The organism is Rhodoplanes elegans (assembly GCF_016653355.1).
In the GTDB taxonomy this organism is placed as follows: domain Bacteria; phylum Pseudomonadota; class Alphaproteobacteria; order Rhizobiales; family Xanthobacteraceae; genus Rhodoplanes; species Rhodoplanes elegans.
Window position 1 is genome coordinate 14,502 of sequence record NZ_NHSK01000076.1, and the last position, 26,262, is coordinate 40,763.

At 64.3% G+C, this 26,262-nt stretch carries 16 protein-coding genes and 3 pseudogenes; 13 read left to right on the forward strand and 6 right to left on the reverse strand.

Going from position 1 to position 26,262, the window contains the following annotated elements; genetic code table 11:
* Window positions 1-22 precede the first annotated feature (22 nt).
* The 4 genes from CCR97_RS09565 to CCR97_RS09580 all read left to right on the forward strand — a co-directional run bounded on the left by CCR97_RS09565 (window position 23) and on the right by CCR97_RS09580 (window position 7,521).
* Window positions 23-3,154: a multidrug efflux RND transporter permease subunit gene (locus CCR97_RS09565; RefSeq protein WP_111355212.1), complete on the forward strand. Its 3,132-nt coding sequence runs from the start codon at window positions 23-25 to the stop codon at window positions 3,152-3,154.
* A 295-nt stretch (window positions 3,155-3,449) separates the two neighbouring features.
* Window positions 3,450-5,156: a methyl-accepting chemotaxis protein gene (locus tag CCR97_RS09570; RefSeq protein ID WP_111355211.1), complete on the forward strand. Its 1,707-nt coding sequence runs from the start codon at window positions 3,450-3,452 to the stop codon at window positions 5,154-5,156.
* A gap of 546 nt (window positions 5,157-5,702) precedes the next feature.
* Window positions 5,703-6,224, forward strand: a complete 522-nt coding sequence (locus tag CCR97_RS09575) for a PAS domain-containing protein (RefSeq protein WP_111355210.1) — start codon at window positions 5,703-5,705, stop codon at window positions 6,222-6,224.
* Window positions 6,199-7,521: a methyl-accepting chemotaxis protein gene (locus tag CCR97_RS09580; RefSeq protein WP_111355209.1), complete on the forward strand. Its 1,323-nt coding sequence runs from the start codon at window positions 6,199-6,201 to the stop codon at window positions 7,519-7,521. The genes CCR97_RS09575 and CCR97_RS09580 overlap by 26 nt, the downstream gene beginning before the upstream one ends.
* An 84-nt stretch (window positions 7,522-7,605) precedes the next feature.
* Here CCR97_RS09580 and CCR97_RS32520 read toward each other — a convergent pair.
* The 3 genes and pseudogenes from CCR97_RS32520 to CCR97_RS09595 form a co-directional block, all read right to left on the reverse strand.
* Window positions 7,606-7,782: pseudogene (locus tag CCR97_RS32520) on the reverse strand (transposase); the annotation flags it as partial.
* Window positions 7,783-7,956: 174 nt separating this feature from the next.
* Complete coding sequence (locus CCR97_RS09590) at window positions 7,957-8,799, reverse strand: transposase (RefSeq protein ID WP_201159456.1); 843 nt, start codon at window positions 8,797-8,799, stop codon at window positions 7,957-7,959.
* An 802-nt stretch (window positions 8,800-9,601) separates the two neighbouring features.
* On the reverse strand, window positions 9,602-11,668 hold the full coding sequence (locus tag CCR97_RS09595; protein WP_111355208.1) for a methyl-accepting chemotaxis protein: 2,067 nt from the start codon (window positions 11,666-11,668) through the stop codon (window positions 9,602-9,604).
* 324 nt (window positions 11,669-11,992) lie between these two features.
* Here CCR97_RS09595 and CCR97_RS09600 point away from each other — a divergent pair, with 324 nt between their 5' ends.
* The gene (locus CCR97_RS09600) at window positions 11,993-12,439 is read left to right on the forward strand and encodes a transposase (RefSeq protein ID WP_274611505.1); all 447 of its coding nucleotides are present in this window, start codon (window positions 11,993-11,995) and stop codon (window positions 12,437-12,439) included.
* A 382-nt stretch (window positions 12,440-12,821) separates the two neighbouring features.
* Here the strand turns inward: CCR97_RS09600 and CCR97_RS09605 are convergent.
* Window positions 12,822-14,384 (reverse strand): annotated as a pseudogene (locus CCR97_RS09605) (methyl-accepting chemotaxis protein); the annotation flags it as partial.
* Between the two features lie 422 nt (window positions 14,385-14,806).
* Between CCR97_RS09605 and CCR97_RS09610 the strand changes: the two are divergent.
* The 3 genes from CCR97_RS09610 to CCR97_RS09620 all read left to right on the forward strand — a co-directional run bounded on the left by CCR97_RS09610 (window position 14,807) and on the right by CCR97_RS09620 (window position 17,367).
* On the forward strand, window positions 14,807-16,477 hold the full coding sequence (locus CCR97_RS09610) for a methyl-accepting chemotaxis protein (RefSeq protein WP_111355205.1): 1,671 nt from the start codon (window positions 14,807-14,809) through the stop codon (window positions 16,475-16,477).
* Window positions 16,478-16,564: 87 nt separating this feature from the next.
* Window positions 16,565-16,870: a hypothetical protein gene (locus tag CCR97_RS09615; protein ID WP_146618608.1), complete on the forward strand. Its 306-nt coding sequence runs from the start codon at window positions 16,565-16,567 to the stop codon at window positions 16,868-16,870.
* Window positions 16,867-17,367: a response regulator transcription factor gene (locus CCR97_RS09620; protein ID WP_146618607.1), complete on the forward strand. Its 501-nt coding sequence runs from the start codon at window positions 16,867-16,869 to the stop codon at window positions 17,365-17,367. Before CCR97_RS09615 ends, CCR97_RS09620 begins: the two co-directional genes overlap by 4 nt.
* A 619-nt stretch (window positions 17,368-17,986) precedes the next feature.
* Here CCR97_RS09620 and CCR97_RS09625 read toward each other — a convergent pair.
* Both CCR97_RS09625 and CCR97_RS09630 read right to left on the reverse strand, forming a co-directional pair.
* Window positions 17,987-20,572 (reverse strand): hybrid sensor histidine kinase/response regulator, encoded by a 2,586-nt coding sequence (locus CCR97_RS09625; protein WP_111355204.1) that lies wholly within the window; start codon window positions 20,570-20,572, stop codon window positions 17,987-17,989.
* A gap of 337 nt (window positions 20,573-20,909) precedes the next feature.
* Window positions 20,910-22,014 (reverse strand): annotated as a pseudogene (locus CCR97_RS09630) (ISAs1 family transposase).
* A 97-nt stretch (window positions 22,015-22,111) separates the two neighbouring features.
* Here CCR97_RS09630 and CCR97_RS09635 point away from each other — a divergent pair.
* From CCR97_RS09635 to CCR97_RS09655, 5 genes are read left to right on the forward strand one after another with little or no spacing between them, the layout of a single operon-like run.
* On the forward strand, window positions 22,112-22,249 hold the full coding sequence (locus CCR97_RS09635; protein ID WP_244670348.1) for a periplasmic nitrate reductase, NapE protein: 138 nt from the start codon (window positions 22,112-22,114) through the stop codon (window positions 22,247-22,249).
* On the forward strand, window positions 22,249-22,572 hold the full coding sequence (locus CCR97_RS09640; RefSeq protein ID WP_111355225.1) for a chaperone NapD: 324 nt from the start codon (window positions 22,249-22,251) through the stop codon (window positions 22,570-22,572). The genes CCR97_RS09635 and CCR97_RS09640 overlap by 1 nt, the downstream gene beginning before the upstream one ends.
* 4 nt (window positions 22,573-22,576) lie before the next feature.
* Window positions 22,577-25,123, forward strand: a complete 2,547-nt coding sequence (napA, locus tag CCR97_RS09645) for a periplasmic nitrate reductase subunit alpha (protein WP_111355202.1) — start codon at window positions 22,577-22,579, stop codon at window positions 25,121-25,123.
* A complete protein-coding gene (locus CCR97_RS09650; protein WP_111355201.1) occupies window positions 25,120-25,611 on the forward strand; it encodes a nitrate reductase cytochrome c-type subunit in 492 nt (163 codons plus the stop codon). Before napA ends, CCR97_RS09650 begins: the two co-directional genes overlap by 4 nt.
* Window positions 25,611-26,225 carry a NapC/NirT family cytochrome c gene (locus tag CCR97_RS09655; protein ID WP_111355200.1) on the forward strand — a complete coding sequence of 205 codons (615 nt, stop codon included), beginning with the start codon at window positions 25,611-25,613 and terminating at the stop codon, window positions 26,223-26,225. Before CCR97_RS09650 ends, CCR97_RS09655 begins: the two co-directional genes overlap by 1 nt.
* The last annotated feature ends 37 nt before the right edge of the window (window positions 26,226-26,262 follow it).

Here is a 26,262-nt window from a genome sequence, read left to right on the forward strand (position 1 = left end):
CCCGCCTCCGGAGACCGTCCCGATGTCGCGCTTCTTCATCGCCCGCCCGATCTTCGCCTGGGTGGTGGCGATCTTCATCTGCCTCGCCGGCGCGCTGGCTCTGCCGTTCCTGCCGGTCGCGCAGTACCCGACCATCGCGCCGCCCTCGATCTCGATCTCGACCGTCTATCCGGGCGCCTCGACCCAGAACCTCTATTTCGGCGTCACCCGCCTGATCGAGGAGGAGCTGAACGGCGCCGCCCGCATCCTCAGCTACGAGTCGACCAGCGACACCACCGGCGAGGTGGAGATCATCGCGTCGTTCAAGCCCGGCACCGACATCGCCCAGGCGTCGGTCGACGTGCAGAACCGCATCAAGCGGATCGAGCCGCGGCTGCCCGAGGCGGTGCGCCAGCAGGGCATCGTTATCACCGAGGCGAGCAGCGCCATCCTGCAATTCGTCACCCTGACCTCGACCGACGGCAGCCTCGACGAGGTCGGGCTCGGCGACGTCGCCACCCGCTACGTGCTGCCGGAGCTGCGCCGACTCGCTGGCGTCGGGCGGGTGCGGCTGTTCTCGACCGAGCGGGCGATGCGCATCTGGCTCGACCCCGACAAGCTGCTGGGCCTCGGCCTGACCGCCCAGGACGTCGACACCGCGATCGCGGCGCAGAATTCCCAGGTCGCCTCCGGCCTGCTCGGCGTGCAGCCGTCGCCGGCCCGGCAGCGCCTGCAGAACATGGTGCTGGTGAAGGGCCAGCTCGAATCGCCGGAGGAGTTCGGCGAGATCGTCCTCAAGGCCAATCCGAACGGTTCGACCGTGCGGCTCGCCGACGTCGCCCGCATCGAGGTCGGCGGGCTGTCCTATTCGTTCGCCACCCGGCTCGACGGGCTTCCGGCCGCGGCGGTCGCCGTGCAGCTCGCGCCGACCGGCAACGCGCTCGCCACCGCCGAGGCCGTCAAGGCCCGCATGGCGGAGCTCGCCGCCTTCTTTCCGCCCGGGGTCACGTACGAGGTCTCCTACGACGTCACGCCGGTGATCGCCGCCTCGGTCAAGAAGGTGCTGCTCACCCTGGCCGAGGCCGTGGTGCTGGTGTTTCTCGTGATGTTCCTGTTCCTGCAGAACATCCGCTACACCATCATTCCCACCATCGTGGTGCCGATCGCGCTGCTCGGCACCTGCGCCGTGCTGCTCGGGCTCGGCTTCTCGATCAACGTGCTCACCATGTTCGGCATGGTGCTGGCGATCGGCATCCTGGTCGACGACGCCATCGTGGTGGTCGAGAACGTCGAGCGCATCATGGCGGAGGAGGGGCTCTCGCCCCGCGCCGCGACCGAGAAGGCGATGGAGCAGATCACCGGCGCCGTGATCGGCATCACCCTGGTGCTGATGGCCGTGTTCGTGCCGATGGCGTTCTTCCCCGGCTCGGTCGGCATCATGTATCAGCAGTTCTCTGCCGCCATGGTGGTGTCGATCGGCTTCTCGGCCGTCCTGGCGCTGTCGCTGACGCCGGCGCTTTGCGCCACCCTGCTGAAGCCGGTCGAGAAGGGCCACGGGCACGCGACCCGCGGGTTCTTCGGCTGGTTCAATCGCGGCCTCGACCGGGCGACCCGGCGCTACGGCGCGGCGACGCGCTGGATGGTGGCGCGCGGCGGGCGCTTCATGCTGGTCTATGTCGTGCTGCTGGCCGGCCTCGGTTGGGCGTTCTGGCGGCTGCCCGGCGGCTTCGTGCCGGTCGACGACCAGGGCTTCGTGATGGTCGACGTGCTGGCTCCGGCCGACGCCAGCGCCGCTCGCACCCTCGACGTGGTGCGCGGCGTCGAGAAGACGCTGGCGGCGACGCCCGGCGTCGACAAGGTCACGTTCGTCACCGGCTTCAGCTTCTTCGGCCAGGGTGCCAACACGGCGCAGGCCTTCGTCACCCTGAAGGACTGGTCGGAACGCGGCCCGAACGAGAGCGCCGCGGCGCTGATCGCCCGCCTGAACCCGGAGTTCGCCAAGATCCGCGACGCCGAGGTGTCGATGCTGGCGCCGCCGCCGGTCGCCAATCTCGGCACCACCAGCGGTTTCAGCTTCCGCCTGCAGGACCGCTCCCAGCGCGGCTACGAGGCCCTGATCGCCGCCAAGGATGCACTGCTCGCCGCGGCGAAGCGCTCGCCGGTGCTCGGCGAGCTGGTGGTGGAGGGGCTGCCACCCGCCCCGCAGGTGCGGCTCGACATCGATCGGCGCAAGGCGGCGGCGCTCGGCGTCACCTTCGCCGACATCAACGCCGCGCTGTCGACCAATCTCGGCTCCAGCTACATCAACGACTTCCTCAATCGCGGCCGCATGCAGCGGGTGATCGTGCAGGCCGGCGACGAGAAGCGCCTGGTGCCCGAGGATCTCCTGACCTACAGCGTCCGCAACAAGGCCGGCGAGATGGTGCCGTTCTCGTCCTTCGCACGCGTCGCCTGGGTGATCGGCCCGACCCAGGTGGTCGGCTTCGACGGCTATCCGGCGGTGCGGATCACCGGCAGCCCGGCGCCCGGCTACACGTCCGGCGACGCCATCGCCGAGATGGAGCGGCTGATGCGCACCCTGCCGGGTGGCTTCGGTTACGCCTGGACCGGTCAGTCGCTGCAGGAGAAGCTCGCCGGCTCGCAGGCGGCGTTCCTGCTCGGCCTGTCGATCCTGTTCGTGTTCCTGTGCCTCGCGGCGCTCTACGAGAGCTGGTCGATCCCGTTCGCCGTGATGCTCGCGGTGCCGCTCGGCCTGGTCGGCTCGGTGGCGGCGGCGTGGCTGCGCGGGCTGCCCAACGACGTCTACTTCACGGTCGGGATCGTCACCATCATCGGGCTGTCGGCCAAGAACGCGATCCTGATCATCGAGTTCGCCAAGGACCTGCGGGCTCGCGGCACGCCGCTGATCGAGGCGACCATAATGGCGGCCGAGCTGCGCTTCCGACCGATCGTCATGACCTCGCTCGCCTTCATCCTCGGCGTAGTGCCGCTGGTGATCGCCTCGGGTGCGAGTGCGGCGAGCCAGCAGGCGCTCGGCACCGGGGTGCTCGGTGGCATGATCACGGCGACCGTGCTGGCGGTGTTCTGGGTGCCGGTGTTCTTCGTCGTGGTGATGCGATATCTCTCCCCACAGGACGCGGCGCCTGACCCCTCCGCCACACCGGCCGGGCCGTGACGGGTGCGAGGACCGTTCGGCTCCGATCCGCTAACGTCAGTGAGATGACGGGCTCCAAAAAATCGTCCGCTGTTGCGACATGCTCGATCCCGCCCGCCGCCCACATCGATGCTGCGGTGCGGTGCTGTGCACGTCCGCTTGCACTTTGATTAATCCATTCTTTGCTAGTTCGGTCAATTATACCTCTACCTTGACGCTGACATGATGTATCCCGCTACCCCCCCCAGTCTTCTCGCCCTGTCCTGCCCGGCGACGACGCGCCGGAGGAGACGCCGCGGTTTGAAAGGACCCTCGCATGCGAATGAATCTTCCTGTAACGGGAACCGAGTATGTCCTTTCCGACGAGACGGTGATCGTCTCCAGGACCGATATCAAAGGCCGGTTGACGTATTTCAATGATCAGTTCCTGGCGGCGTCGGGTTTCTCAGAGGAAGAGTTGCTCGGAAAACCTCACAACATCGTCCGTCATCCTGATATGCCGCCAGAAGCATTTGCGGATTTATGGGCCACGCTGAAGAGCGGCAAACCATGGGCCGGCGCCGTCAAGAACCGGCGAAAGAACGGCGATTTCTACTGGGTCATGGCGAGCGCGACACCGGTCTACGAAAACGGGACCGTCACAGGCTACATGTCCATTCGCACGAAGCTTCCGGCCGACCAGCGGACCGAGGCCGAACGCGTCTATGGGCTGCTGCGCGATAAGAAGGCTGGCGCCTACTCCGTGACGGGAGGCGTCATCCGGACACGTTCCATTTTCGATCGACTGTCGCTCTTCACCGGTACCCTTAAGGCCCGTCTGATCACCTTGGTTGCTGTGTTCAGCTGCTTTGTCGTCATGGGCGGGGCAGGCGGTCTCGTCGCGGCCGGCGACAGCGAAGTCCAGGTTGGCCTCCTTGGATTATCCGCCGTGCTCGCCGCCGCTCTGCTGACCGGCGGCTGGCTTGCGGTGCGCACCATCCAGTCGACGCTCCAGCCGCTCCGACGTCTTAACGCCGCTCTCGATTGCATCGCGCAGGGCGAGTTCAACAGTCGGATCATCGTTGATTGCGACGACGAGATAGGCACTGCTCTTCGTAATGTTCAAGCCATGCAGGCAAAGCTCGGCTACGAACGCGCCGAGCAGAAGGAAATAGAACGCCGAACGGTCGCGCAGCGCCGAGCCGACACGCAGCGACTCGCTGCCGAGTTCGAGAATGCTCTCGGCGAGATTATCGACACCGTGTCGTCCGCATCCACGCAGCTCGAGGCATCTGCTCATACGCTGGCCGCCACTGCCGATCGCACCCAATCCGTCACCATCTCGGTCGCGGCCGCGGCCGAGCAAGCGTCCGCAAATGTCCAGAGCGTCGCTTCGGCAAGCGAAGAGATGGCGTCTTCCGTCAACGAGATAGGGCGACAGGTGCAGGACCAAGCACGCATTGCAGAAGGCGCTGTCCAACAGGCCGAAACGACCGACACTCATGTCGCGGAGCTTTCGCAGGCGGCAACGCGAATCGGCGATGTTGTCAAGTTGATCACAGCGATCGCCGAGCAAACCAATCTGTTGGCCCTCAATGCGACGATCGAGGCGGCGAGAGCCGGCGAGGCGGGAAAAGGCTTTGCCGTCGTCGCCCAGGAGGTGAAAGCTCTCGCTGCTCAGACGGCCAAAGCGACCGGTGACATCTCGATCCAGATCACCGGCATGCAGACGGCGACCCAAGGTTCGGTGATGGCAATTCGCCAAATCGGGGACACCATCGGCCGCCTGTCCGAAATCTCCTCTTCGATAGCCGCGGCGGTCGAGGAGCAAGGGGCGGCGACCCGGGAGATTTCACGCAATGTTCAGCAAGCGGCCCAAGGTACTGTCGAAGTGAGCAGCCACGTCGTCGAGGTGCAGCGGGGCGCAACAGAAACGGGGGCGGCCTCCACTCAGGTCTTGGCCGCTGCACGGGCGCTCGCTCGGGATAGCACCCGACTGAAGGCCGAGGTTCACAGCTTCCTCCAAAACGTGCGGGGCGGGTGACAGTCCGGGGATTGGAGAGCCAAGGCAACGGATGAAGGCCCGCATTAAAGAACGCTCTTCCCGTTATCATGCGCATTCTGGTGGCCTTCTGAGTCGGCCCACTCCCTAGGTGGCTAGGTCTGATGCCGTGATGTTCCATCTCCGGGCGACCCCTGGCTATGCGCATTCCCAGTTTATTCTCGCCCGTTTGGTCAGGTAGTCTCGTTCTGTTCGCATCCATCGAAAGCAACTGTAATCGATTATGCTGGCCCACGGATTGGCCGAACTGAATTGCCCGTCGCGGCCCGGCCCCTCACCGAGGCGGGTGCGCTGGTGAGGGCTGGTCGATGGCGCTAAGTCAGCGACGTGTCGCGAGAGAATTGGCATCGCAGTAGAGGTCTTCGCACTTCAGGGATGTGGCCCCACCAGAGCCCGTGCTGGACGGGTGCCGAGGGTCCTGCAATTAACATGGGAACTCTGTAGCGGACGGTAGGGAATTAATGTTGTAAGACTTTATTTACGGGATACCGCCATTTGTTCTTACAGAGTAGGAAATAGGAAACCGACGTGGCACAGCGCTCGACGCCGACCGATCGCGAAATTTTTTTCAGCCCCAATGATCTCATCGTTTCGAAAACCGACCTCAAGGGGCGCATCACCTACGCCAACAGAGTGTTCTGCGATCTTTGCGGCTATTCCGAGCACGAGCTGATGGGGCAACCGCACAGCATCATCCGGCACCGCGATATGCCGCGCGCCGTCTTCAAGCTCCTGTGGGACACCATCCAGGACGGCCGCGAGGTTTTCGCCTACGTCAAGAACATGGCGCGCAGCGGCGACTTCTACTGGGTGTTCGCCCATGTGACCCCATCCTTTGACGGCGCTGGCACGATCGTCGGATATCACTCCAACCGCCGCGTGCCGGAACGGCGGGCCATCGAGGCCGTCACGCCCCTCTATGCCGAAGTGCTGCGCGAGGAGTCGCGCCACGCCAACGGTAAGGATGCGCTGGCGGCCGGTTATCGTCGGCTCCTCGATTTCGTCGACGCCCAAGGCATGCCCTATGATGAACTCGTCTTCGCTCTCTGAGGCTGCTCTCGGCGTCGCCGCCATCGCAGCGTCACTCGTGGCCGCAGCTGTGGCGCTCGCCCTTGCCAGCCCGCTCGTGGTGGCCGCTGCGCTCGTCGCCGCCGCTCTCGCCCTCTCGGTCGTCGCCTGGAGACTGGCACGTATCGGCGCCACGTGCCGGAAAATCGACGCGGTCGCGGCGCGGATCGCCGGCGGCGACTTCGAGGCCCGCATTCTGAACATTCGCGACGGTGGCGCGCTCGGCCGCCTGCAGCACGCCTTCAACGACGCGGTCGATCGCTGCGACGCCTTCGTGCGAGAATCGACCGCCGCCATGGCGGCGATCCGTAACGACCGCTACCACCGCCGCATCCTGCCGCGCGGCCTGCACGGCAGCGTCCGCCTCGCTGCCGAGACCATCAATGCGGCCATGGACGTGATCAAGCAGCGAGTCGCCGCGTTCAATGCCAATACGTCGCAGTTCGAGCAGGCGATCGGCAACGTCATCGATGCGATGTCGTCGGCTGCCGGCGACATGAAATCGACGGCGGGCGTACTCGGCCGCGGCGCGACCACGACACTCGACGGTGCCAAGGTCGTCCAGCGTTCCTCTGAAAGCGCGAGCAGCAACATGGAAACGGTCGCGGCGGCGACCACAGAGCTCGCCGCGTCGGCAAGAGAGGTGGGACGGGACGTCGACCGCTCGGCGGCGATTGCCCGTGAGGCCGTCGCACGGGTCGCGCGGGCAAGCCATGCTGTCGCCGGCCTGTCGAGCGCCACGGCGCAGATCGACGAGATCGTCGAGCTGATCAACGCGATTGCAGGACAGACGAATCTTCTGGCGCTCAACGCCACCATCGAAGCGGCCCGAGCTGGCGAGGCCGGCAAGGGATTCGCCGTCGTGGCGCAGGAAGTGAAGATGCTTGCTGGCCAGACCGCCAAGGCGACTGGCGACATTTCGCGCAGTATTGTCGAGGTCCAGACCACCACACGCGCCGCCGTGGAAGCAATCTCGGCGATAGGCACCACTATAGCAGAGGTGGACCAGATCACGGCCCGCGTCGCAGAAGCGGTTGGTGCCCAATCTCAGGCGACCGAGGAGATAGCCCGCAACATCGAGCAGGCCTTTGCGGGTGTTCGCGACATCACGGCGACGGTCCGCGCCGTCAGCGACCATGCAGGAGAGTCCGAGCGCCAAGCCGGCCTTGCCACGGGAGCGTCGGTCAACCTGGCCACGCAGTCGCATCGTCTCGGCGAATCCGTGAAGGCCTTCCTCCAGACACTGCGGCGCGAACCACAGGGTGGAAACGCAGCGTGAGCTTCTGGCGGTCGAGAATACTCTGGTGACCACGGGCGCGGCCCCGAGCCCGTCGACGGTTTGGTCGGCGGCCTCTGGGAGATGAGCCTTTCGCTTGGAGAAAGCGTTCTCGATCCGATTGAAGTCGGGACTCTCGGTCGGGAGGAAGAGAACGTTTGCGGCGACCGCCTCGATCATCTCGCGAACCGTGAAGCCCTTGTGGCTCGATGGATTGTCCATGAAAACGGCGCCGCCAGGTCTGAGCGCAGGCGCGAGCCCGCGCTCGACATAGGTCTCGGCGCCTCGCGGTTTATCGCCCGTCCAGGACGAAGGGAGCGGTCATCCCGCGGCGGTGAGCCCGGCCACGAAGGTGGTTTCCGTGTCGCGGAATGCCGCCCCGCAAGCGCTCGACCCAGGCGTCGGCCGTAGCGCCAGGCCATTATGATAGAGGCAACGTCACGTCGACGAACACGAGCCGCTCGGGGGCGTAGAGGACCTCACGGCCGCACCATCACCTTCAAAGCTCTTCTCTCGTTCATGGCGCGATAGCCGTCCGCCGCCGCGCCCACTGACGACAGCGGTTGCTCCGAATACTTTCGCAAGTGCAACACGATCGGGGTGACGCCCGAGGATGATGATCTGCTCGGCTCCGAGTCGCTTTGCGGCAATGACCCCGCATAGCCCCACGGCTCCGTCGCCGATTACAGCGACCCGAGCGCCGGGCCTGAACCGTGATTGTCGCGGCACAGACGGCGACGGCGGCGGTGGCGACGCCCTTGATCGGTGGCCGGCCCCGCCCGGTGCGTTTCCGGGGCGGCAGATCGAACCGGTTGGCGTCGAGGCGCAGGCGGGTGACGACGCAGGCATGGGGGCGGCGAGGAACTCGACGGCCGCGAAAGCGCTGTCGACGACCAGGACGATGGCCCGGTCAGCCAGCCAGCGGCGGATCTGCAGGGGCATCTGCCGCGCCCAGTCGAGCAGGGTGTTGGGCTCGCGGGGCGCGGCGGCGTAGAAGCGCTCGGAGGGAGGGAGCACGGTGAAGAATGGGAGTGCCATGATGCGGCCGGCCCACGGCACCTCGACCAGGAGCATGGCGGACAGCCAGCGCAGGCCGCTGGTCTTGACGAAATGACCCTTGGAGGAGCGGACCGGGTCGCGATAGATGCCGCGCGCGGTGATCTTAGGCCCCCAGCGCCGCTCGATGGTGTCGTCGAGCCCGATCACGACCGGGGCGCCGGGCGACAGGAAAACCTCGACCAGCAGGCCGAGCAGGCGGCCCGCCGCTGCCCGGGATGCCACGCTGCCCGGTTGAGGACGCGATGAAAGGTGCAGAAGTCGGGATCGCAGTCGCGCCCCAGGATCCGAAGCGCGGATGCGACGGTGCGCCGGCCCGGCGCCAGCACGAGCCCGGCGAGGAGGACGAGTGCGGTCGACCAGGTCGGCCGAGTGAACAGATCGGCGAAGCAGCGGAGACGGGAGACGAAGCGATCCGGCAGCGGCGTGCCGGTATCTTTGGAACGACTACGGGGATGTTGCATCCCGAGGACGGAATCGGTGCGGCCGCGCACCACAATCTCCCGCCGATCCGACACATCGATCAGTCGGCCGCTCCTCGGCTGGCCTCTCGGCCGCCCCTCGGCCACACTGCCCGGCATGACCAAAACCTGTCCGACCCTGACCCGGATCGCGGCGCAGTTCCCGGCACGTCGAGAAGAGCGGGGCCGGCTATCTGATCGTCGACCGCGGCATCGCCGCCGCCTTCACTCGGCTGCGGCCGATCCCGCAAACCGAACGGTTCGAGCTCTTCTACTGGTCCAGCGTCAAAGATCGCTGGGCCACCTTCGGACCGCTCGGCCGACTGAAGCTCATGCTGGATAGCGCCCGCGAGATCGTGAAAACGATCCCGTCTTCCGCATCCCGCCGACCCCGTGAAATTGGCCAAAGTCAAGCTGAGGTGCCGGAGATGGTACGACAGGTATGTCCTGCGGGTCGGCAACTCGGTGCCTCAAATTCCTTTCAGCACGGACGAGAGCGAATGCCGGGGCTCACGCATAGGCGGCGCTCGCGCGGACTGGGTTGATGGACGACATGCATCGCCGGCTTACGCCGCCGTGCGGGTGATCTCGGTTGGCTTGCGGCGATCCGGCCCAACGTAGCTCGGGTCACAGCCTTTGCGGCGGTCGAGCACGCCGGTGCGCATGCTGTGGAAGAACGCCGTCACCTCGCCGGAGAGGCGCGAGGCTTCGGCTGCCAGCGTGTCGGCGGCGCCGAACACCGCGCCGGCGGCGCGGCTCGCGTCGCCGACCGCCGTGCTCACGCGGCCGATATTGCCGGAGAGCGTCGTATTGCCGGCGGCGGCCGAATGGGCGTTCTGGGAGATCTCCCGCGTGGCGGCGCCCTGCTGCTCGACGGCGCCGGCGATTGTCGCCGTCACCTGGCTGATCTCGCGCATCGCCTCGCCGATCTCGCGCACCGCCTCGACGGCATTGCGGGTCGACGACTGGATGGCCGCGATCTCGCCGGCGATCTCGGCCGTCGCCTTGGCGGTCTGGCCGGCCAGCGCCTTCACCTCGGAGGCGACCACGGCGAAGCCCTTGCCGGCGTCGCCCGCCCGCGCCGCCTCGATGGTGGCGTTCAGCGCCAGCAAATTAGTCTGCGCCGCAATCGTCTCGATCAGCTCGACGACGGTGCCGATGCGCTGGCTCATCGTGGCGAGGCTCTCGATCTCGGCGACCGAGCGGCCGGTGCGCTGGTCGGCCGTCTTCACCACCTCGGTCGCCTGGCCGAGCTGCCGGCCGATCTCCCCGATCGAGGCAGACAGCTCCTCGGCCGCCGCGGCGACGGTCTGGACGCTGGCGGAGGCCTGCTCCGACGTGCTCGCGGCCTCCGTCGCCTCGGTCGAGGCGCGCGCCGAGAGGCCGTCGATCGTCTCGGCGTTGGCCCGCATGGTCGCGGCGTTGTCGTTCACCGAGGCGAGCATCGCCTCGATCGACGAGCGGAACGCCTCGATGGCGGCCTCGACCTTGGCGTTCTGCTCCTCGCGGATGCGGATGCGGTCCTGCTCCTGGTGCTCGGCGTCGAGCCGTGCCTTCTCGATCGCCTTGCGCTTGAACGCCTCGACGGCGGCCGCCACCTCGCCGATTTCGTCGCGCCGGCCGAGGCCGGGCAGCACCACCTCGAAGTCGCCGTCGGCGAGCCGCCGCATGCCCACGGTGAGCGCCCGCAGCGGCTGCACGATGTTGCGGTTCAAGAGCACCGCGAGGCCGAGCGTCACGATCAGCACCGCGAGCCCGATGCCGATCGACCAGTTGCGCGCCTCCGCCAGCGCGGCCGTGAACTTACTCTGGTCGAGGGCGAGCACCGTGACGCCGATGACGTCGCCGCGATAGTCGCGCACCGGCGCGAGCGCGACTGCATGATCACGTCCGCCCAGCACGGACGCGAAGGACGAGACGCGGCCGGACAGGGCCGCGGCGATCGGCTCGGCGCCGAGCGCCGGCGTCTCGGCGAATGTGGAGGCGAAGATGTCGACGCCCACCTGTGTCTTCAGGAGAATCGCGAGATCGGCGCCGCTCGACTGCTTGAACGACTCGAGCAGCGGCTTGCCGAACGACATGCCGATCTCGACCGAGCCGACCGCCTGGCCCTGATGGAAGACCGGCACGACGCCGCGGATGCCGAGGCCTTCGACGCCGTTCTCGAGCCCCGACACCGGCTTGCCCGTGCGGTTGACCTCGACCACGGTCTGCCGGATCACCGAGAGGTCGTCACCGAACTTCTCCGGCCGATGAACGCGCAGGAACGAGGTCGCGGGCGCGGTGTGGAACTGCATCTGGACGACGCGATGCTGATCCTTCAGACGGCCGAAATCGGGCACCAGCAGGGCGGCGAGCGCCTCGCGGTCGCGTGCTGCGAAGGCGGCCTGGATGCCGCGATTGCCGGCGAGGCTGTCGGCCAGCGCCAGCGCGCGCTGCGCCTCGTTGCGCAGCCGCCCGGCGAAGATCTCCTGCAGCACGGTCAGCTCGTGGTCGGCCGCCTGCTTCGTCATCCGGGCGGCCAGCCAGACATTGCTAGCCGTGGTCGCCGCGACGGCGAGAATGACGCTGGCGCCGAGCGCCGCGGCGAATCTCAGCCCGATGGTGGGGCGGGGAACGAAGGGGAGGCTCATTGTAACAGCTCCGTATGATATCTCACATTCGACCTAGTGGAGGCGGGAAGTAAGATCAGGAAAACTGAATAAGGCATAAGGGCGAACGCCCCGATACGTGCGGCGGCGCGGAAGGGGCGTATCTTCTCAAACTATGAGCGGATCCCTGCGAATCTGGCCACCTCCAACAGATCGCTCTCACCCCGTACGCCTCCACCGAGTCGCCGTTCTAGTTAAAGGACAGGGGCAGCGCCTTCGGAGATCCACGACAAACGGTCTAAAGCCCGTGTTTGAACAAAAGATTACCACTCTCGCCGACTTGCTCTACTGCAAGTCTAGCCTGATCTGCAGCTAGACTGCCCAGGCGTTCACGACGGGCTTCTCTCCGCGGCCGAGCGCAAGATGGGGTGGCTGATGTCGGAGGTGACCAGCGAAAACCTACCGTACCGGACCCGGTTTTTCGTCGAGCTGACTTGCTGGGAGGCGGATCGGGTGCGCGATGGCATCTGGGATTACGCGATCGAGTCGCTCGGCGGCCGCTATGGCCTTCTGATCGTCCACGAGACCGGGTTCCTGAAGAAGGACGATCATTCGATCCGCGTCGCGCGGCAATGTTCGGGAACGGCCGGGCGCATCGAAAACCGCCTGATCGCGGTTCCTGGCTTAAGCAAGCCGGGTCGGCACGCGCTGATCGAGCGCGGCCTCTACCTTCGCAAGGAAAAGGGCCAGCGATATCGCTCGGCGACAGGCGGCCTCGGTGCCGCCCGACGTTCCGGTCAAGACCAACCCTGAGCGACTCGGACCACGAGTCCTCGGCCAGCAGGTTGTCCATGCGGCTGTTCGCGAGTGCCATCGACGATTCGAATAGTGGCGTCGGCGAGTTAGAGTTGCGGATCAATGCCGACGAGCTTGCAGGTCTCGATCAGCGAGGCGAAGACCGCCCCGAGCTCGACGCTACCATCGTAGCCGGCGAAGAGCGTGTTCTTGCAGTCGCGCGACCGATTTTCCGCCGTTCGGGCCCATCGTAGTTCGCATCTTGTGCCTTGCGGCGATCCAGCACGCCGATACGAAGGCTGTGGAAGAACTCGGAGACTTCGCCGGACAATTGCCCCGCTTGCGCATCCAATTCTTCGGACGCAGTCCAGACCTCGCCTGCCGACTGGCGTGCCTGAGCTACCGCCTGATTGACCGATGTCATGTTTCCGACCAGCAGAACGTTACCCTGTGCTGCCGACTGTACGTTGTTGGCGATCTCCTTGGTTGCCGCACTTTGTTGTTCCACGGCGGTCGCGATAGAGGCTGTCACCTCGTCGATTTCCCGCATTGCGAAACCAACACCACGAACCGCATCGACAGCAGTTCTGGTTGCCGTCTGAATGGCTGCCACCTCGCCCGTGATTTCTGCCGTGGCCTTGGCTGTTTGGGCGGCGAGCTGCTTCACCTCTTGCGCGACAACTGAGAATCCTTTGCCGGCGTCGCCAGCGCGCGCAGCCTCGATCGTGGCATTGAGAGCCAGAAGGTTGGTTTGACCAGCGATATCCTGGATCAGCTTGACAACTGTTCCGATTCGTTCGCTCATGCCGGCCAGCGCCTCGATTTCAGTCGCCGACTGACTGGTCTTAATCCCAGCACTCCTGACCGTGTTGGTTGCCTGGATGACCTGGCGACCAATTTCGTGAATCGAGGCCGACAGCTCCTCGGTCGCAGCCGCGACCGTCTGCACGCTGCCCGCTGCTTGCTCCGACGTGCACTTCGCCGCCTCGGCCTCTCCGGAGGCTTCGTTCGCGACAGCGCTGATCGCCTGTGCGTTGGTGCGCATACGTGCTGCACCGTCGGTCACCGTCCCCAGCATATTCTCGATCGACGAGCGGAAAGCTTCGATGGCTCCTTCCACTTCGAGGCGCTGCTCGTCCCGGATGCGCTCAGCCTCGCGCTCTTGTCGAGCCGCGTCGTCTCGTGCTTTTTCGACCGCCTTGACCTTGAATTGCTCCACGGCGCGTGCCATGGCACCTAGTTCATCACCGCGGCCGAGCCCTGGCAGCACAACGTCGAAGTTTCCGCGGGCCAAGCTTCTCATCGCTTCGGTCAGAGTAGCGATCGCTTTCGACAGAAGCCGCGCAATAAACGTCGTGAGTGCACCAAGCAGCACCAGAATCACGACGGATGTCACCGCCAGATCACGCGCGGTAGTCCAGGTCTGAGCACGCAGATCATCGAGGTAGACCCCTGTCGCAATGATCCAGTCCCAAGGAGCGAACATGACAGTGTAGGACAGTTTCGGCTGCGGCGTGTCGATCCCTGGCTTGAGCTGATCATAGCTGACGAAGCCGGTACTCGTGGCAGCGTCGGCCATCATTCTGTAGAGTGGCCGTCCGCCGGCATCCTTCGCCGTCGACATGTCCCGGCCGATGTCACCGCCCCGGAGCGGGTGAGCCACAAGTTTCAGTTTCTTGTCAAAGATGAAGAAGTAATCTTCGTTGCCATAGCGGAGGCGGGAAATGCGTCGTGCCGCATTCTTCTTAGCTTCTTCAGCCGTTCGTGTGCCTGCTTGAACCGCAGCGTGTTCCTCCGCGAGAATTCCGAGTGCGAGCTCTCCCAAGTGCTTCAGCTCGACCTTTTTTTGTGCTTCGAGAGCTTCTCTAAACTCGTAAAGAGATAATGCCGCCATTCCCAATAGCGCACAGATGGCAAGCAGCGAAATGAGGCTGATCTTTTTTCCGACCGTAAGGGCAAGCATACTTCAAACTCCAAAGGCAGCGCGTCGCCTGTCTTTCTTAAGCAAGTTGCAATAATCCGTGGCTCTAGTTTTAGTAGTGGCAGCAGGTAGGATAGTTCTGCATAGGAGCAAGAGTTTAATTATTTCCTAAATTGCGCATTCCGGAGAGCGTCGGCTTGTTGCCGAAAAGGTCGGCTTGGAAGCGCCTCGAGGAGATAGAGAGTCGGTTCAGAAGCGCCCAACCGAAATGCGCGATCGAGAATGTCGCTACTGATCAGAGCGCAAAGTATAAGAGTTCTTTATAAGAGATCAGTCCTTACAAAGACAGCACCTTAATTAATAAAGCGTTAACAGCGAGATTTAAAAATACTGCGGTTTGTAACAAAATTTAAAAACGAGTAGGGGTATCACGTGAAGTCAGCTAGAAATACGGGATTATTCGCATGCCGCTAAAATTGTCGTTGCCCACCAAGATCGCAGGGTTGGCCGCTCTCGGAATTGGTGTGGTCTCACTCGTAATTCTCGCAGTGGTCGTCAAAGAGGTGAAGAGCGAGATGCGCGCCCAAGCACAGGCCAAGCAAGAATTGAGCATGCGGGTCGGGTGGGAGCTTCTCCGCGCCATGGGAGAAGTGAAGCTGGTGGAGAATGCCCTTGTTGTGGGAACGAAACAGCTCGACGGCGACACCGAATTGGTCGACCGCCTGCAAAGGCTGGTCGGCGGGACGGCCACAATCTTCCGAAATGACACCCGTGTTTCAACCAACATTAAGACAGCACAGGGCAGTCGCGCCGTCGGCACCAAACTCGCCCAGGGGCCCGCGTACGATGCCGTGTTGAACCGTGGCGTATCGTACCGGGGCGAGGCCGATATCTTGGGAGAGTCTTACTTCACTGCCTATGATCCGATCAAAGATGCTTCCGGGGCGACCGTCGGCGCTCTCTACGTGGGATTGAAACAAAGCGAATTTCTCGCGATCATCGACGAGCTGGTGCTGAGCGTCGCCCTGCAGGCCCTGGTAGCGGCGGTTCTGGTCGGGCTTGCCCTGTACGGCATGCTCCGTTGGCAGACCCGCCCGCTGGTCGTCCTTTCACAAATCATGGGGCACCTCCAGACCGGCGACACCCGTATGGTGGTTCCGTCCGTCAACCGCGGTGACGAGGTGGGTGTCATGGCCCGTGCCGTCGAGGTGTTCAAGGAGAACGCCATCCACACCCGGCGGCTGGAAGCCGAGCAGAAGGCAGCCGAGATCCGCGCCGCCGCGCAACGCAAAGCCGAGTTGAATCAGCTCGCCGGAGACTTCGAGGCCGCTGTCGGTCATATCGTCGGGACTGTTTCGTCGGCTTCGACCGAGCTCGAAGCGTCGGCCCGGACACTGACTCGCACCGCAGAGACCACTCAAACTTTGTCTGCGACCGTTGCGGCAGCGTCTGAGCAAGCGTCGGCCAACGTGCAGAGCGTGGCACCTGCCACGCAGGAGATGACCTCCTCGGTCTCGGAAATCAGCCGTCAGATGCAGGAGTCCAATCGCATTGCCGCGGAGGCTGTCACCCAGGCGCGGAAGACCGACAGCCGCATCAACGACCTGTCCAATGCCGCGAGCCGCATCGGGGATGTTGTAAAGCTGATCACGGCGATCGCGGAGCAGACCAACCTGCTGGCCCTCAATGCTACCATCGAGGCGGCCCGGGCTGGCGAAGCCGGGAAGGGTTTTGCGGTCGTCGCCCAGGAAGTGAAGGCCCTCGCGTCGCAGACGGCCAAGGCGACAGGAGAAATTGCAGCCCAAATATCCGGGATGCAGGCCGCCACACATGAGTCCGTCGTCGCCATCAAGGAGATCGGTGGCACTATCGGCCGCATTTCCGAAATCTCCTCTTCGATCGCCGCCGCCATCGAAGAGCAGGGCGCAGCAACCTCCGAAATCGCCCGCAACGTTCAGCAAGCTTCGACGGGGACGAATCACGTCGCCTCCAACATCTCGCAAGTGAGCGTTGGTGCCGGAGAAACCGGGGCGGCATCCGCTCAGGTCCTGGCGTCGGCCCAGTCGCTCGCCAGCGAAAGCAACCGCCTGAAAATGGAGGTGGATCAGTTCGTGTCGCGCGTCCGCGCTGCTTGATGATATCGATGACGCTCGATCCTGCGGCCGACGCTAAGGAACGCGGGCAAGGGTGTCGCTCCGCTACATTCGCTTAGGATTCGAACGGTGTCGAACGTAATACCTCTTGCGCTTGCCTGCTCTCGCTTCTCCGGAGAACGTCCACGTCGGCCGGTTGAGAAATATATTTCGGTAAATCAAGTAGCCGAGCTTCTGCTCGGCATCACGGATCACCTCGGTCTTCTTCTCGAGTTGTTCGGCCAAATGGAATACAACAAGGAACCTTCTCTCGTGAGCTGCCAGTTGAGTCAGGTACGTACGCAGATCGACGAGACGAAACAGCTCTTGTCGCAGCTTTGCGCAACCCGCAATGCGGTGCCTGGAAGTCCCAAACCCGCCCCTGATCAGGAATGAAATCTTCGATGGAACCGTCAGGCGCTTTAAACTTGCTGGTTATTGATCGCGACACGCTGGAACGCGGGATTGTCGCAAGGCTCGGCGTTCGGTCCGGCTTCACTGCGACGAGGGCATCCTGCGAAGAAGCAATTATGGCCGTCTCCGGTCACGCGTATGCCGTCATTGTCATTGATCTTGCACCGGAGGGATTCTCCTGCCCCAACTTCGGGCCTATCGCGGTCGAAATTGGTCCTGATATTCCCGTGGTGGTATTGTCGCATTCCTCCGAAATGGTCCTCGCTGGCACGCAGGAGAGTTCTCGGATCACAGGTCTGAACGTAGTCTCTGTCCTGTCGAAACCTATCAGCTTGCCCGACCTCGAGCAGACCTTGACTGAGATTCGTTTGAGGCTCGGGGTGGGCCTGCCGGTCAGGTCGGTGTCCGCTCTCATTCGTAGCTTTTCGGTAGAAGGTCGCGCAGTCAGAAAAGAAGCGTCCTGCCCTGACTTCCGATGAATCTCGTGTCTGCTGATCCATACCGAGAATCACCGGTGTGATTTCGGGAACGGGCTGGCTGCGGCGGCTTCTCGGCCGACGACAAGGCGGGGATCGAGGAGACACTTGCTTTGAGTGCCGCCGTGTCGCAGGTCGGCCCGGCATCGGCACCGGCTGACCCCCACCAGGTGTTTACGTGGCGGCGGCAAACTTGAGGGCCGGAGGCGAGTGCGCGAGGGGCGAGAATCCGCAGATTGTGCGGCGATCGTCAGACCTCCTCGCCTCCGCCGGAGCGTGTGTGTCGGTCTCAAAAGCCTCGGCGAAACTGCAAAGCCGCGGAAGTCACCGGCACAACCGCGCCGGAGATCGACGGGGTGAGCGTGCGGATCGGCGCCGCCGTGGATGCCGGGACGATGGCGGCGGTGAGCCACAAACACCCGACACGGACATGTGACCTTACGGACCACCTCGCACACGCGTCAGCGTACCACACGCCGGTGAGCCGTTCTAGACTGGCGATCGGGGATCCCAAGGCGTGACCGTCGAATGGGTGCCGTGAAGCGCCTTCGGAGTTCAGCACGACGTCGCCACCGAATCATGGGCGAACATCGCGGTCCGCTCGAAGATCTGCTTATGCCTTCTACACACTCCGTATGCGGTTCGTCGTCTCGGTGTTTGCTTGTATCGATTCGGCGAAGGCTACATCGAGAGCAGCAAGGTGACTCTGCAGCGCCTCGTCCGTGAGCGGCTGGCGTGCGGCGGATTCGAGTGCTTGCGCGAGCGCGGAAAGTTTGCGAAAGCCGAGTGTTCCGGCGGCTCCCTTGAGAGTGTGAGCTTCTATTTCGATCGAATCTCCAGTAGGGGACGAAAGACAGCGCATTCGCGCGAGTCTCGATTCCGTTTCCTGGAAAAACATTCCCAGTGCTTCGTCGGCTCCGTCGCCGCCAATTTCCTCACAAAGATTGGCGAACGCCGAACTATCCCAGACGGGTTCTGCGTGGAGCTTCCCAGGCGATTGCAACGTCTGACCGCAGGCCGACTTCATGTTCTTTCCGGCGACCGCCCTCAGGAGCGCCTCGACCAACGCACGCTTTCGGAGCGGTTTCGCTACGAAGTCTGTCATTCCGGCCGCGCGGCATGCCGCCATGTCGTCAGCGAAGGCGTTTGCGGTCAACGCGATAATAGGAAGCTCTGCAAACCTTCCGCCTCGCTCTCGAATGATCCGAGTCGCCTGCAGCCCATCCATCTCCGGCATGCACACGTCCATCAAAACTACATCGTACGCCGATTGAGAGACTAAACGCACTGCCTCGCACCCGTCCGCTGCCATATCGACTTGAAGATCAAACTCCCCTAACATCTTTACCACCACCATTTGGTTTATGGTGTTGTCTTCGGCGAGGAGTACAGCCCAACGTCGACCGTGGCGAGCCAGAGCCTGATGTAAATTGGCAATGATGGCCGGGCTCGTATTTTGCTCGATCGGAACATCGTCGGCCAGCGGCAGGTCTAGCGTGAACCGAAATGTAGTTCCGCGTCCAAGTTCGGAGGCAACCGCGATCTTGCCTGCCATTTGTTCGACAATGCGCTTGCATATGGCGAGGCCGAGGCCCGTGCCACCGAAGCGACGGCTGATCGTATTGTCAGCCTGCGCAAAATCATCGAACAGCTTCGGTAGGCGATCGCGATCTATTCCTGTACCCGTATCTGTGACCGCCCATTCGACTGTCGCAATTTTTTCGCATCGTGCAACCAGGCGAACCGAGACGCCAATCGAACCGCGGCGCGTGAATTTGATGGCATTGGATAATAGGTTGAGAAGGACCTGCCGGATTCGACCGGCATCTCCAAGAAGGGCCGCAGGGACGTCCGTGAAGATCTCGAACTCGATGTCGAGACCTTTCGCCGCGGCGCTAGATGCGATGACGCTTCGCACATGGTCGGCGAGGATATGGGGAGAGAAAGGCAGGCTTTCAAAGGTAAACTTGCCAGCTTCGAGCTTCGAGAAGTCGAGAATGTCGTTCAAGATTCTCAGGAGATTGTCGCCGGCATCCTGCATTGCGACCACCGCGGCACGTTGGTCGGGATCGAGTTTGCTGTCCAGCAACGTGCTGGAAAGCCCGACGAGCGCGTTCATCGGGGTCCTGATCTCATGACTCATCGTTGCGAGGAATGCCGACTTGGCGTGGTTGGCCTCCGCGGCCGCTTTCTCCTTTTGGCGCAGCAGCTCGGCCTCGGCAGCCGCCTGGGCATGTCCAGCTTCCAAGGCGCGTTCTTTCGCTAGATACCAGAACGCGATCGCAGCCGCAGTGATGAGCACCAACGTTCCACAAACAAGTATAGAGACGAAGAGCAAGTTGGTTATCCCTTGCCAACTTGCAACGGCACTATCCTCTGTCTGAGTGACCATGATCGCCAAAGGAAAGTTTCGGAGTTCCCGGGTAATTTTGGCGCGCAACACACCATCATTGCCGAACTCCCGGGTAACCGTGTTCAGTCGAGTTCCTGAGAGCTCAAAAGGAAGGGTGGTTTCGGAACCGTCTTTCCTGGGCAACCGGACGAGCGGAGTACCATCCAGACGGAAGAGCCCTATGCCTGCGCCTTTGCCGGTCAATACGGACGCGTAAACCTCGTCGAAGTACGATACCGCCATGGCCCCGAGGACAAGACCGATAAACTGTCCTTGCGGCCCGTTGACCCGACGGACAACATAAATATTCCAAGTCCCGTCGCCGCGGTTCTGCACAGGCTTGCTGACGAACGGCTGTCCGGATCGATCTTCTTTAAGCGCTTTGAAGTAATCGCGATCGGAAACGTCGACGTCCGGGATTGGCCAGTAACGTGAGAAATTTATCAATCGGCCTTCGGCATTCACCATCGTGAGAGCGTCGACCTGGGGCATATGCCGCGATTTTTCCTGAAGGAGAAGATGGACATCTCGATTGCCCATTCGTCCTGCATAGGACGCTGCGTCGGCAACCCCCACCCGGGCGATCTGCTCGATCAGGCTGAGGAGGACGAAATCAACGGCTTGAATGGCGCGGTCGGCTTGCTCGGCCAGCAGGATGCTACGTCTCACCCCCGAACTTTCGGCAGATCTCAGGGCGCTTTCTCGGAGACTCGCGACGACGACCCAGTTTACTGCGGCGAAAAAAGCGACGATCACCATCGCGAAGGCCACAATCAGTAGAATGGGCTTTGGGTGACGGCGTGCGGTGGCGAGCAATGTATTCGTCCGTGATCGGGCAGATTGGCGGCTTGCAGGCGGCTAGTCACGCGTCATCAGCGAATGCAACAATGGGCCGGGAAGGTAAAAATTACGTTCCCATTGACTACCGCGCTCACGTACAAATGGCCACATCGAATTGGTTCGCGGAATCGGATACTGCGGCGCGCTTATGTAACCCGCACGATTTGGACGACGCAGCTCACCTACTCATCACATCCGGAGTTTTCAATTTTTCTGGGAACCAACGTGGGGCAAGGGCCGTTTTGCTGTCTATCAACCACTTGGCGGCGGGTGTTATGCGAGGAAACGTGGACTTGGCCGCATTGCGGCAGGGCTATCGCGTTTGGGCGAGGAGCTTGAAGAGGAAGTCGTCGTTCCATCCGGCCTGCCTGAGCTTTCCGGCGAGTGAGCCCTTGGTCTGATCGGCGCGTGCGACGTTGAGGGCGAGACGTCGGAGCACGGCGAGGTTTTGCGGACCGTGGTCGCGACGGTTTCGCGCGGCGTCCTCGGCGACGACCACGTCGAGCTCCCAATGAAGCGCGTTCTCGATCGCCCAGTGCGCGCGCACGACGCGCAGCAGCTCCGCGGGTGAGACGGCACGGGACAATGCGAAAAGGCGGACCTCGCGCGCGGTCTTGCCGGCGAGGCGGCGGATGCGCTCGATGCGGCCGAAGGCCTTCAGCCCCGGAAACTGGTGGTAGTCGCCGAGATCGCCGGCGCCGACGACGGCGGCGCGCCGGATCTCGGTGCGGCCGTGGCCGCGCTCGGTGGTCTCGGCCGTGGGATGGGTCTTCTTCATCGTCAGAAAGCAGGCGTCGGCATCACTGCGCAGCGACTCCTGGTTCCCCTTCAGGGCGAGACAGTAATCGCCGCCGCGGGCGACGACGCCGTCCGCCATGCCACGATGGCAGTGCAGTGCATCGGCCGTGACGATCTTGCCGGCGAGGTCCACCAGCCCGAGCAGCTCGAGGGCGGCGGCGACCTCGTCGCCGTCCTTCGCGGCCAGGCACGACAGCGTCATGCGCATCTCGGCCGCGAACGCGGACACCATCAACTTGGGAGCATGCGCCTTGCCGGCCTCGTAGGCGCGTCGCAGCGCCTTGCCGTCGATCGCGACGACCTCACATCCATCCGAACGCTTCGCCAGTGAGGCCCCGAACGCCGCCATGAAGGCGCGGAACGCCGCCTCGAACGCCTTCGGGTCCAGCATGCGGAACACGGTCGAGAACGTGTCGTGCGACGGGATGCCGTGGGCGAGGCCGAGCACCTTCTCGAAGAAGGTCGCCTTCGCCCGACCGAAGTCGGCCATCTCCACGCAGCTCTTCGCGCCGCACAGCACGGCCACGAAGTCGATGAAGAGGATCTCGACGGGGGTCGTGCCGCGCGTTGCTGGCGCGCGGGTCCGGAACTTGCGCGAACGACGTGATGAACAGCTCCACGGCGACCTCCCTGACCGTTCGGGAGATCCTCCAAGAATCCATAACTCGCTGAATCGCAACTCAAATCCCGCGCTACTTCAAGCGATTCCCCTGCGCATTGCGGCGGAGCGAACGAATTCTGTTCATGGTACTCGCCGTGTTCATCTGGCCGTTCATCGCGGTCGGCGTCGTGGCCGGCTGGGGCTTTCTGGTCTGGATGTACTACGCGTTCACCGGGCGGCCCGGGCCCGTGTGATGAGCGGCGTCTCGCGTCGCGACCTCGTCACCGGCGCTGTCCTGAAGCCGGCGGCCGAGGAGCACATCTCCAGCCTCGTCGTCCATGTGCGGCCCGAGCAGCTGAGCGGCTTCCGCACGTCCCTCGCCGCCATGCCCGGCTTCGACATCCATGCCGAGGCCGGCGGCAAGGTCGTTCTCACCCTGGAAACCCGATCCGAGTCCGGCATCGTCGAGGGGCTCGCCGCGCTCTCCGCCCTGCCGGGGGTCCTCTCGGCCTCCCTCGTCTTTCATCACGTCGAGACAGACGACACCCGCCAGCTCACCGCCAGCCAGAAGGATTGACCGGATGGACGTCTCCCGTCGCGCCTTCCTGAAGCAGCAGGCCGCCGGGGCGGCGCTCGCCGCCGCCGGGATTCCGGCCGGGGCCGCGGCCCAGAACCTGCCGGCCGGCGAGGCGATCCGCATCAAGTGGTCGAAGGCGCCGTGCCGGTTCTGCGGCACCGGCTGCGGCGTGATGGTCGGCGTCAAGGACGGCAAGGTGGTCGCCACCCACGGCGACATGCAGGCCGAGGTGAACCGCGGCCTCAACTGCGTGAAGGGCTACTTCCTCTCGAAGATCATGTACGGCGCCGACCGGCTGACGACGCCGCTGCTGCGGATGCGCGACGGCCGCTTCGCCAAGGACGGCGATTTCCAGCCGGTCTCCTGGGACCGCGCCTTCGACGAGATGGCGGCGCAGTGGAAGCGCGTCCTCAAGGAGAAGGGGCCGACCGCGATCGGCATGTTCGGCTCCGGCCAGTGGACCATGTGGGAGGGCTACGCGGCGACCAAGCTGATGCGGGCCGGCTTCCGCTCCAACAATCTCGATCCCAATGCCCGCCACTGCATGGCGTCCGCCGCCGTCGCCTTCGTGCGCACCTTCGGGGCGGACGAGCCGATGGGCTGCTACGACGACATCGAGCTCGCCGACGCCTTCGTGCTGTGGGGCTCCAACATGGCCGAGATGCACCCGATCCTCTGGACCAGGGTGACCGATCGGCGGCTGTCGGCGCCGCATGTGCGCATCCACACGCTCTCGACCTACGAGCACCGCACGACCGACCTGTCCGACAGCGCGATCGTGTTCAAGCCGGGAACCGATCTGGCGGTCCTCAACTACATCGCCAACCACCTGATCACGACCGGCGCCGTGAATCGCGACTTCGTCGACCGGCACGTCAACTTCCGCCTCGCCAACACCGACATCGGCTACGGGCTGCGGCCCGACCACGTCCTGGAGCAGCGCGCCCAGCACGCCAACGACGCCCAGGTGTCGAACCCGTCGACCTTCGAGGCCTACGCCCGCCAGGTCTCCGAGTACACGGCCGAGAAGGTGTCCGGCATGACCGGCGTTCCGGTCGAGAAGCTCGCGGAGCTGGCGCGGCTCTACGCCGACCCGAAGATCAAGCTGGTGTCGTTCTGGACAATGGGGTTCAACCAGCACGTCCGCGGCGTCTGGTGCAATCACCTGGTCACCAACCTGCACCTGCTGACCGGCAAGATCTCGGAGCCGGGCTCGGGGCCGTTCTCGCTGACCGGCCAGCCGTCCGCCTGCGGCACGGCCCGCGAGGTCGGCACCTTCGCCCACCGCCTGCCCGCCGACATGCAGGTCACCAATCCGGAGCACCGCAAGGTCGCCGAGCGGATCTGGACGCTGCCGGAAGGCACGATCCCCGACAAGCCCGGATACCACGCGGTCCTGCAGGACCGCATGCTGCGCGACGGCAAGCTCAACGCCTACTGGATCCAGGTCAACAACAACCTGCAGACGGCGCCCAACACCAACAACGAGACGTTTCCGGGCTATCGCAATCCGGAGAACTTCGTCGTCGTCTCCGACGCCTATCCGACCGTCACGGCGCTCGCCGCCGACCTGATCCTGCCGGCCGCCATGTGGGTCGAGAAGGAGGGGGCCTACGGCAACGCCGAGCGCCGCAACCACTTCTGGCACCAGCTCGTCGACGCGCCCGGCGAGGCGCGCTCCGACCTGTGGCAGATGATGGAGTTCTCCAAGCGGTTCACCACCGACGAGGTGTGGCCGGAGGAGCTGCTCGCCAAGGCCCCCGAGATGCGCGGCCGGAGCCTGTTCGACGTCCTCTACCGCAACGGCCGGGTCGATCGCTTCCCGGTGTCGGACATCGAGGCCGGCTTTCGCAATCACGAGAGCGAGGCGTTCGGCTTCTACGTGCAGAAGGGCATGTGGGAGGAGCTCGCCGAGTTCGGCCGCGGGCACGGCCACGACTACGCGCCGTTCGACACCTATCACAAGGTGCGCGGCCTGCGCTGGCCCGTGGTCGACGGCCGCGAGACCCGCTGGCGCTACCGCGAGGGCCACGACCCCTATGTGGAGAAGGGCAGCGGCTGGCAGTTCTACGGCAACCCCGACAAGCGGGCCAACATCATCGGCGCGCCCTACGAGCCGCCCGCCGAGGCGCCGGACCAGGACTACGACCTGTGGCTCGTCACCGGTCGCGTGCTGGAGCACTGGCATTCCGGCTCGATGACGCTGCGCGTGCCCGAGCTCTACCGGGCGTTCCCGGGCGCGGTGCTGTTCATGCATCCCGACGACGCCGCCAGGCGCAACCTGCGGCGCGGCCAGGAGGTGCGGGTGGTGTCGCGGCGCGGCGAGGTGCGCACGAGGGTCGAGACGCACGGGCGCAACCGCATGCCGGTCGGCGTCGTGTTCGTGCCGTTCTTCGACGCCAGCCAGCTGATCAACAAGGTGACGCTCGACGCCACCGATCCGATCTCCAAGCAGACCGACTTCAAGAAGTGCGCCGTCAAGGTGGTGGCCGCGGCGGTCGCCGGGATCGGGCCGGGCGACGGTGCCGGCCAGTGGGGGATCGTGCGATGAGGCGCGCACTCCTCCTCGCCGTCGCCGCCGGCTTCGGGCTCGCCTTCACGGGCAGCCTGCTGGCCCAGCAGCAGGCCCAGATCGGCGGGCCCGGGCGCGACGCCCCGCGCCTGCGCGGGCCGGAGCCGTTCACCCGCGAGACGCCGGCCCCGCCGATGCAGCGCGCCGTCACGGACGACGTGCGCCGGCGTCGCAACTATCCGGACCAGCCGCCCCTGATCCCGCACGCCATCGAGGGTTACGCGCTCGACCTGAACGCCAACAAGTGCCTGTCCTGCCACTCGCGAAAGTTCACCGAGCAGAGCCAGGCTCCGATGGTGAGCGTGACGCACTATCAGGACCGCGACGGCAACTTCCTCGGCGGCATCGCGCCGCGACGCTACGCCTGCCTCGGCTGCCACGTGCCGCAGACCACGGCGCAGCCGCTGGTCGAGAACCGCTTCACCGATCTCGACGATCTCGCCGAACCCGAGCGGCGGAGCCGCTGATGACCGACATCCTCGCACGCGCCAGGGCGACGCGGGTCGGCTCCTGGGTGCGGCAGGCGTTCACGCCGGCCCGCACGCTCAGCCTCGCCTTTCTCACGCTCGGCGGGTTCCTGGCCGGGGTGGTGTTCTGGGGCGGCTTCAACACGGTGCTGGAGGCGACCAACACGGAGCGGTTCTGCGTGAGCTGCCACGAGATGCAGAGCAACGTGTTCGAGGAGCTGAAGGGGACGATCCACTTCACCAACCGCTCCGGCGTGCGGGCGACCTGCCCGGACTGTCACGTCCCGCACGACTGGACCGACAAGATCGCCCGCAAGATGCAGGCCTCCAAGGAGGTCTGGGGTCATCTGTTCGGATCGATCAGCACGCGGGAGAAGTTCCTGGCGATGCGCCGCACGCTCGCCGAGCACGAGTGGGAACGCATGAAGGCGAACGACTCGCTCGAATGCCGCAACTGCCACAGCTCCGATTCGATGGATCTCGCCAAGCAGAACCCGCGCGCCGCCGAGGCCCACCAGGCCTTCCTGTTCAGCGGCGAGAAGACCTGCATCGACTGCCATAAGGGCATCGCGCATCGCCTGCCCAACATGCAGGGCGTTCCGGGATGGCAATGATCACGCGTCGCGTTTTCGTCGGCGGGGCCCTGGCGGG

Excerpts from the sequence above, each read along its gene's own strand:
- CCR97_RS09610 (WP_111355205.1), top strand. The coding sequence starts at position 14,807 with ATGCCGCTAAAATTGTCGTTGCCCACCAAGATCGCAGGGTTGGCCGCT.
- CCR97_RS09565 (WP_111355212.1), top strand. The coding sequence starts at position 23 with ATGTCGCGCTTCTTCATCGCCCGCCCGATCTTCGCCTGGGTGGTGGCG.
- CCR97_RS09570 (WP_111355211.1), top strand. The coding sequence starts at position 3,450 with ATGCGAATGAATCTTCCTGTAACGGGAACCGAGTATGTCCTTTCCGAC.
- CCR97_RS09655 (WP_111355200.1), top strand. The coding sequence starts at position 25,611 with ATGACCGACATCCTCGCACGCGCCAGGGCGACGCGGGTCGGCTCCTGG.
- napA (WP_111355202.1), top strand. The coding sequence starts at position 22,577 with ATGGACGTCTCCCGTCGCGCCTTCCTGAAGCAGCAGGCCGCCGGGGCG.
- CCR97_RS09595 (WP_111355208.1), bottom strand. The coding sequence starts at position 11,668 with ATGAGCCTCCCCTTCGTTCCCCGCCCCACCATCGGGCTGAGATTCGCC.
- CCR97_RS09620 (WP_146618607.1), top strand. The coding sequence starts at position 16,867 with ATGAAATCTTCGATGGAACCGTCAGGCGCTTTAAACTTGCTGGTTATT.
- CCR97_RS09640 (WP_111355225.1), top strand. The coding sequence starts at position 22,249 with ATGAGCGGCGTCTCGCGTCGCGACCTCGTCACCGGCGCTGTCCTGAAG.
- CCR97_RS09650 (WP_111355201.1), top strand. The coding sequence starts at position 25,120 with ATGAGGCGCGCACTCCTCCTCGCCGTCGCCGCCGGCTTCGGGCTCGCC.
- CCR97_RS09580 (WP_111355209.1), top strand. The coding sequence starts at position 6,199 with ATGATGAACTCGTCTTCGCTCTCTGAGGCTGCTCTCGGCGTCGCCGCC.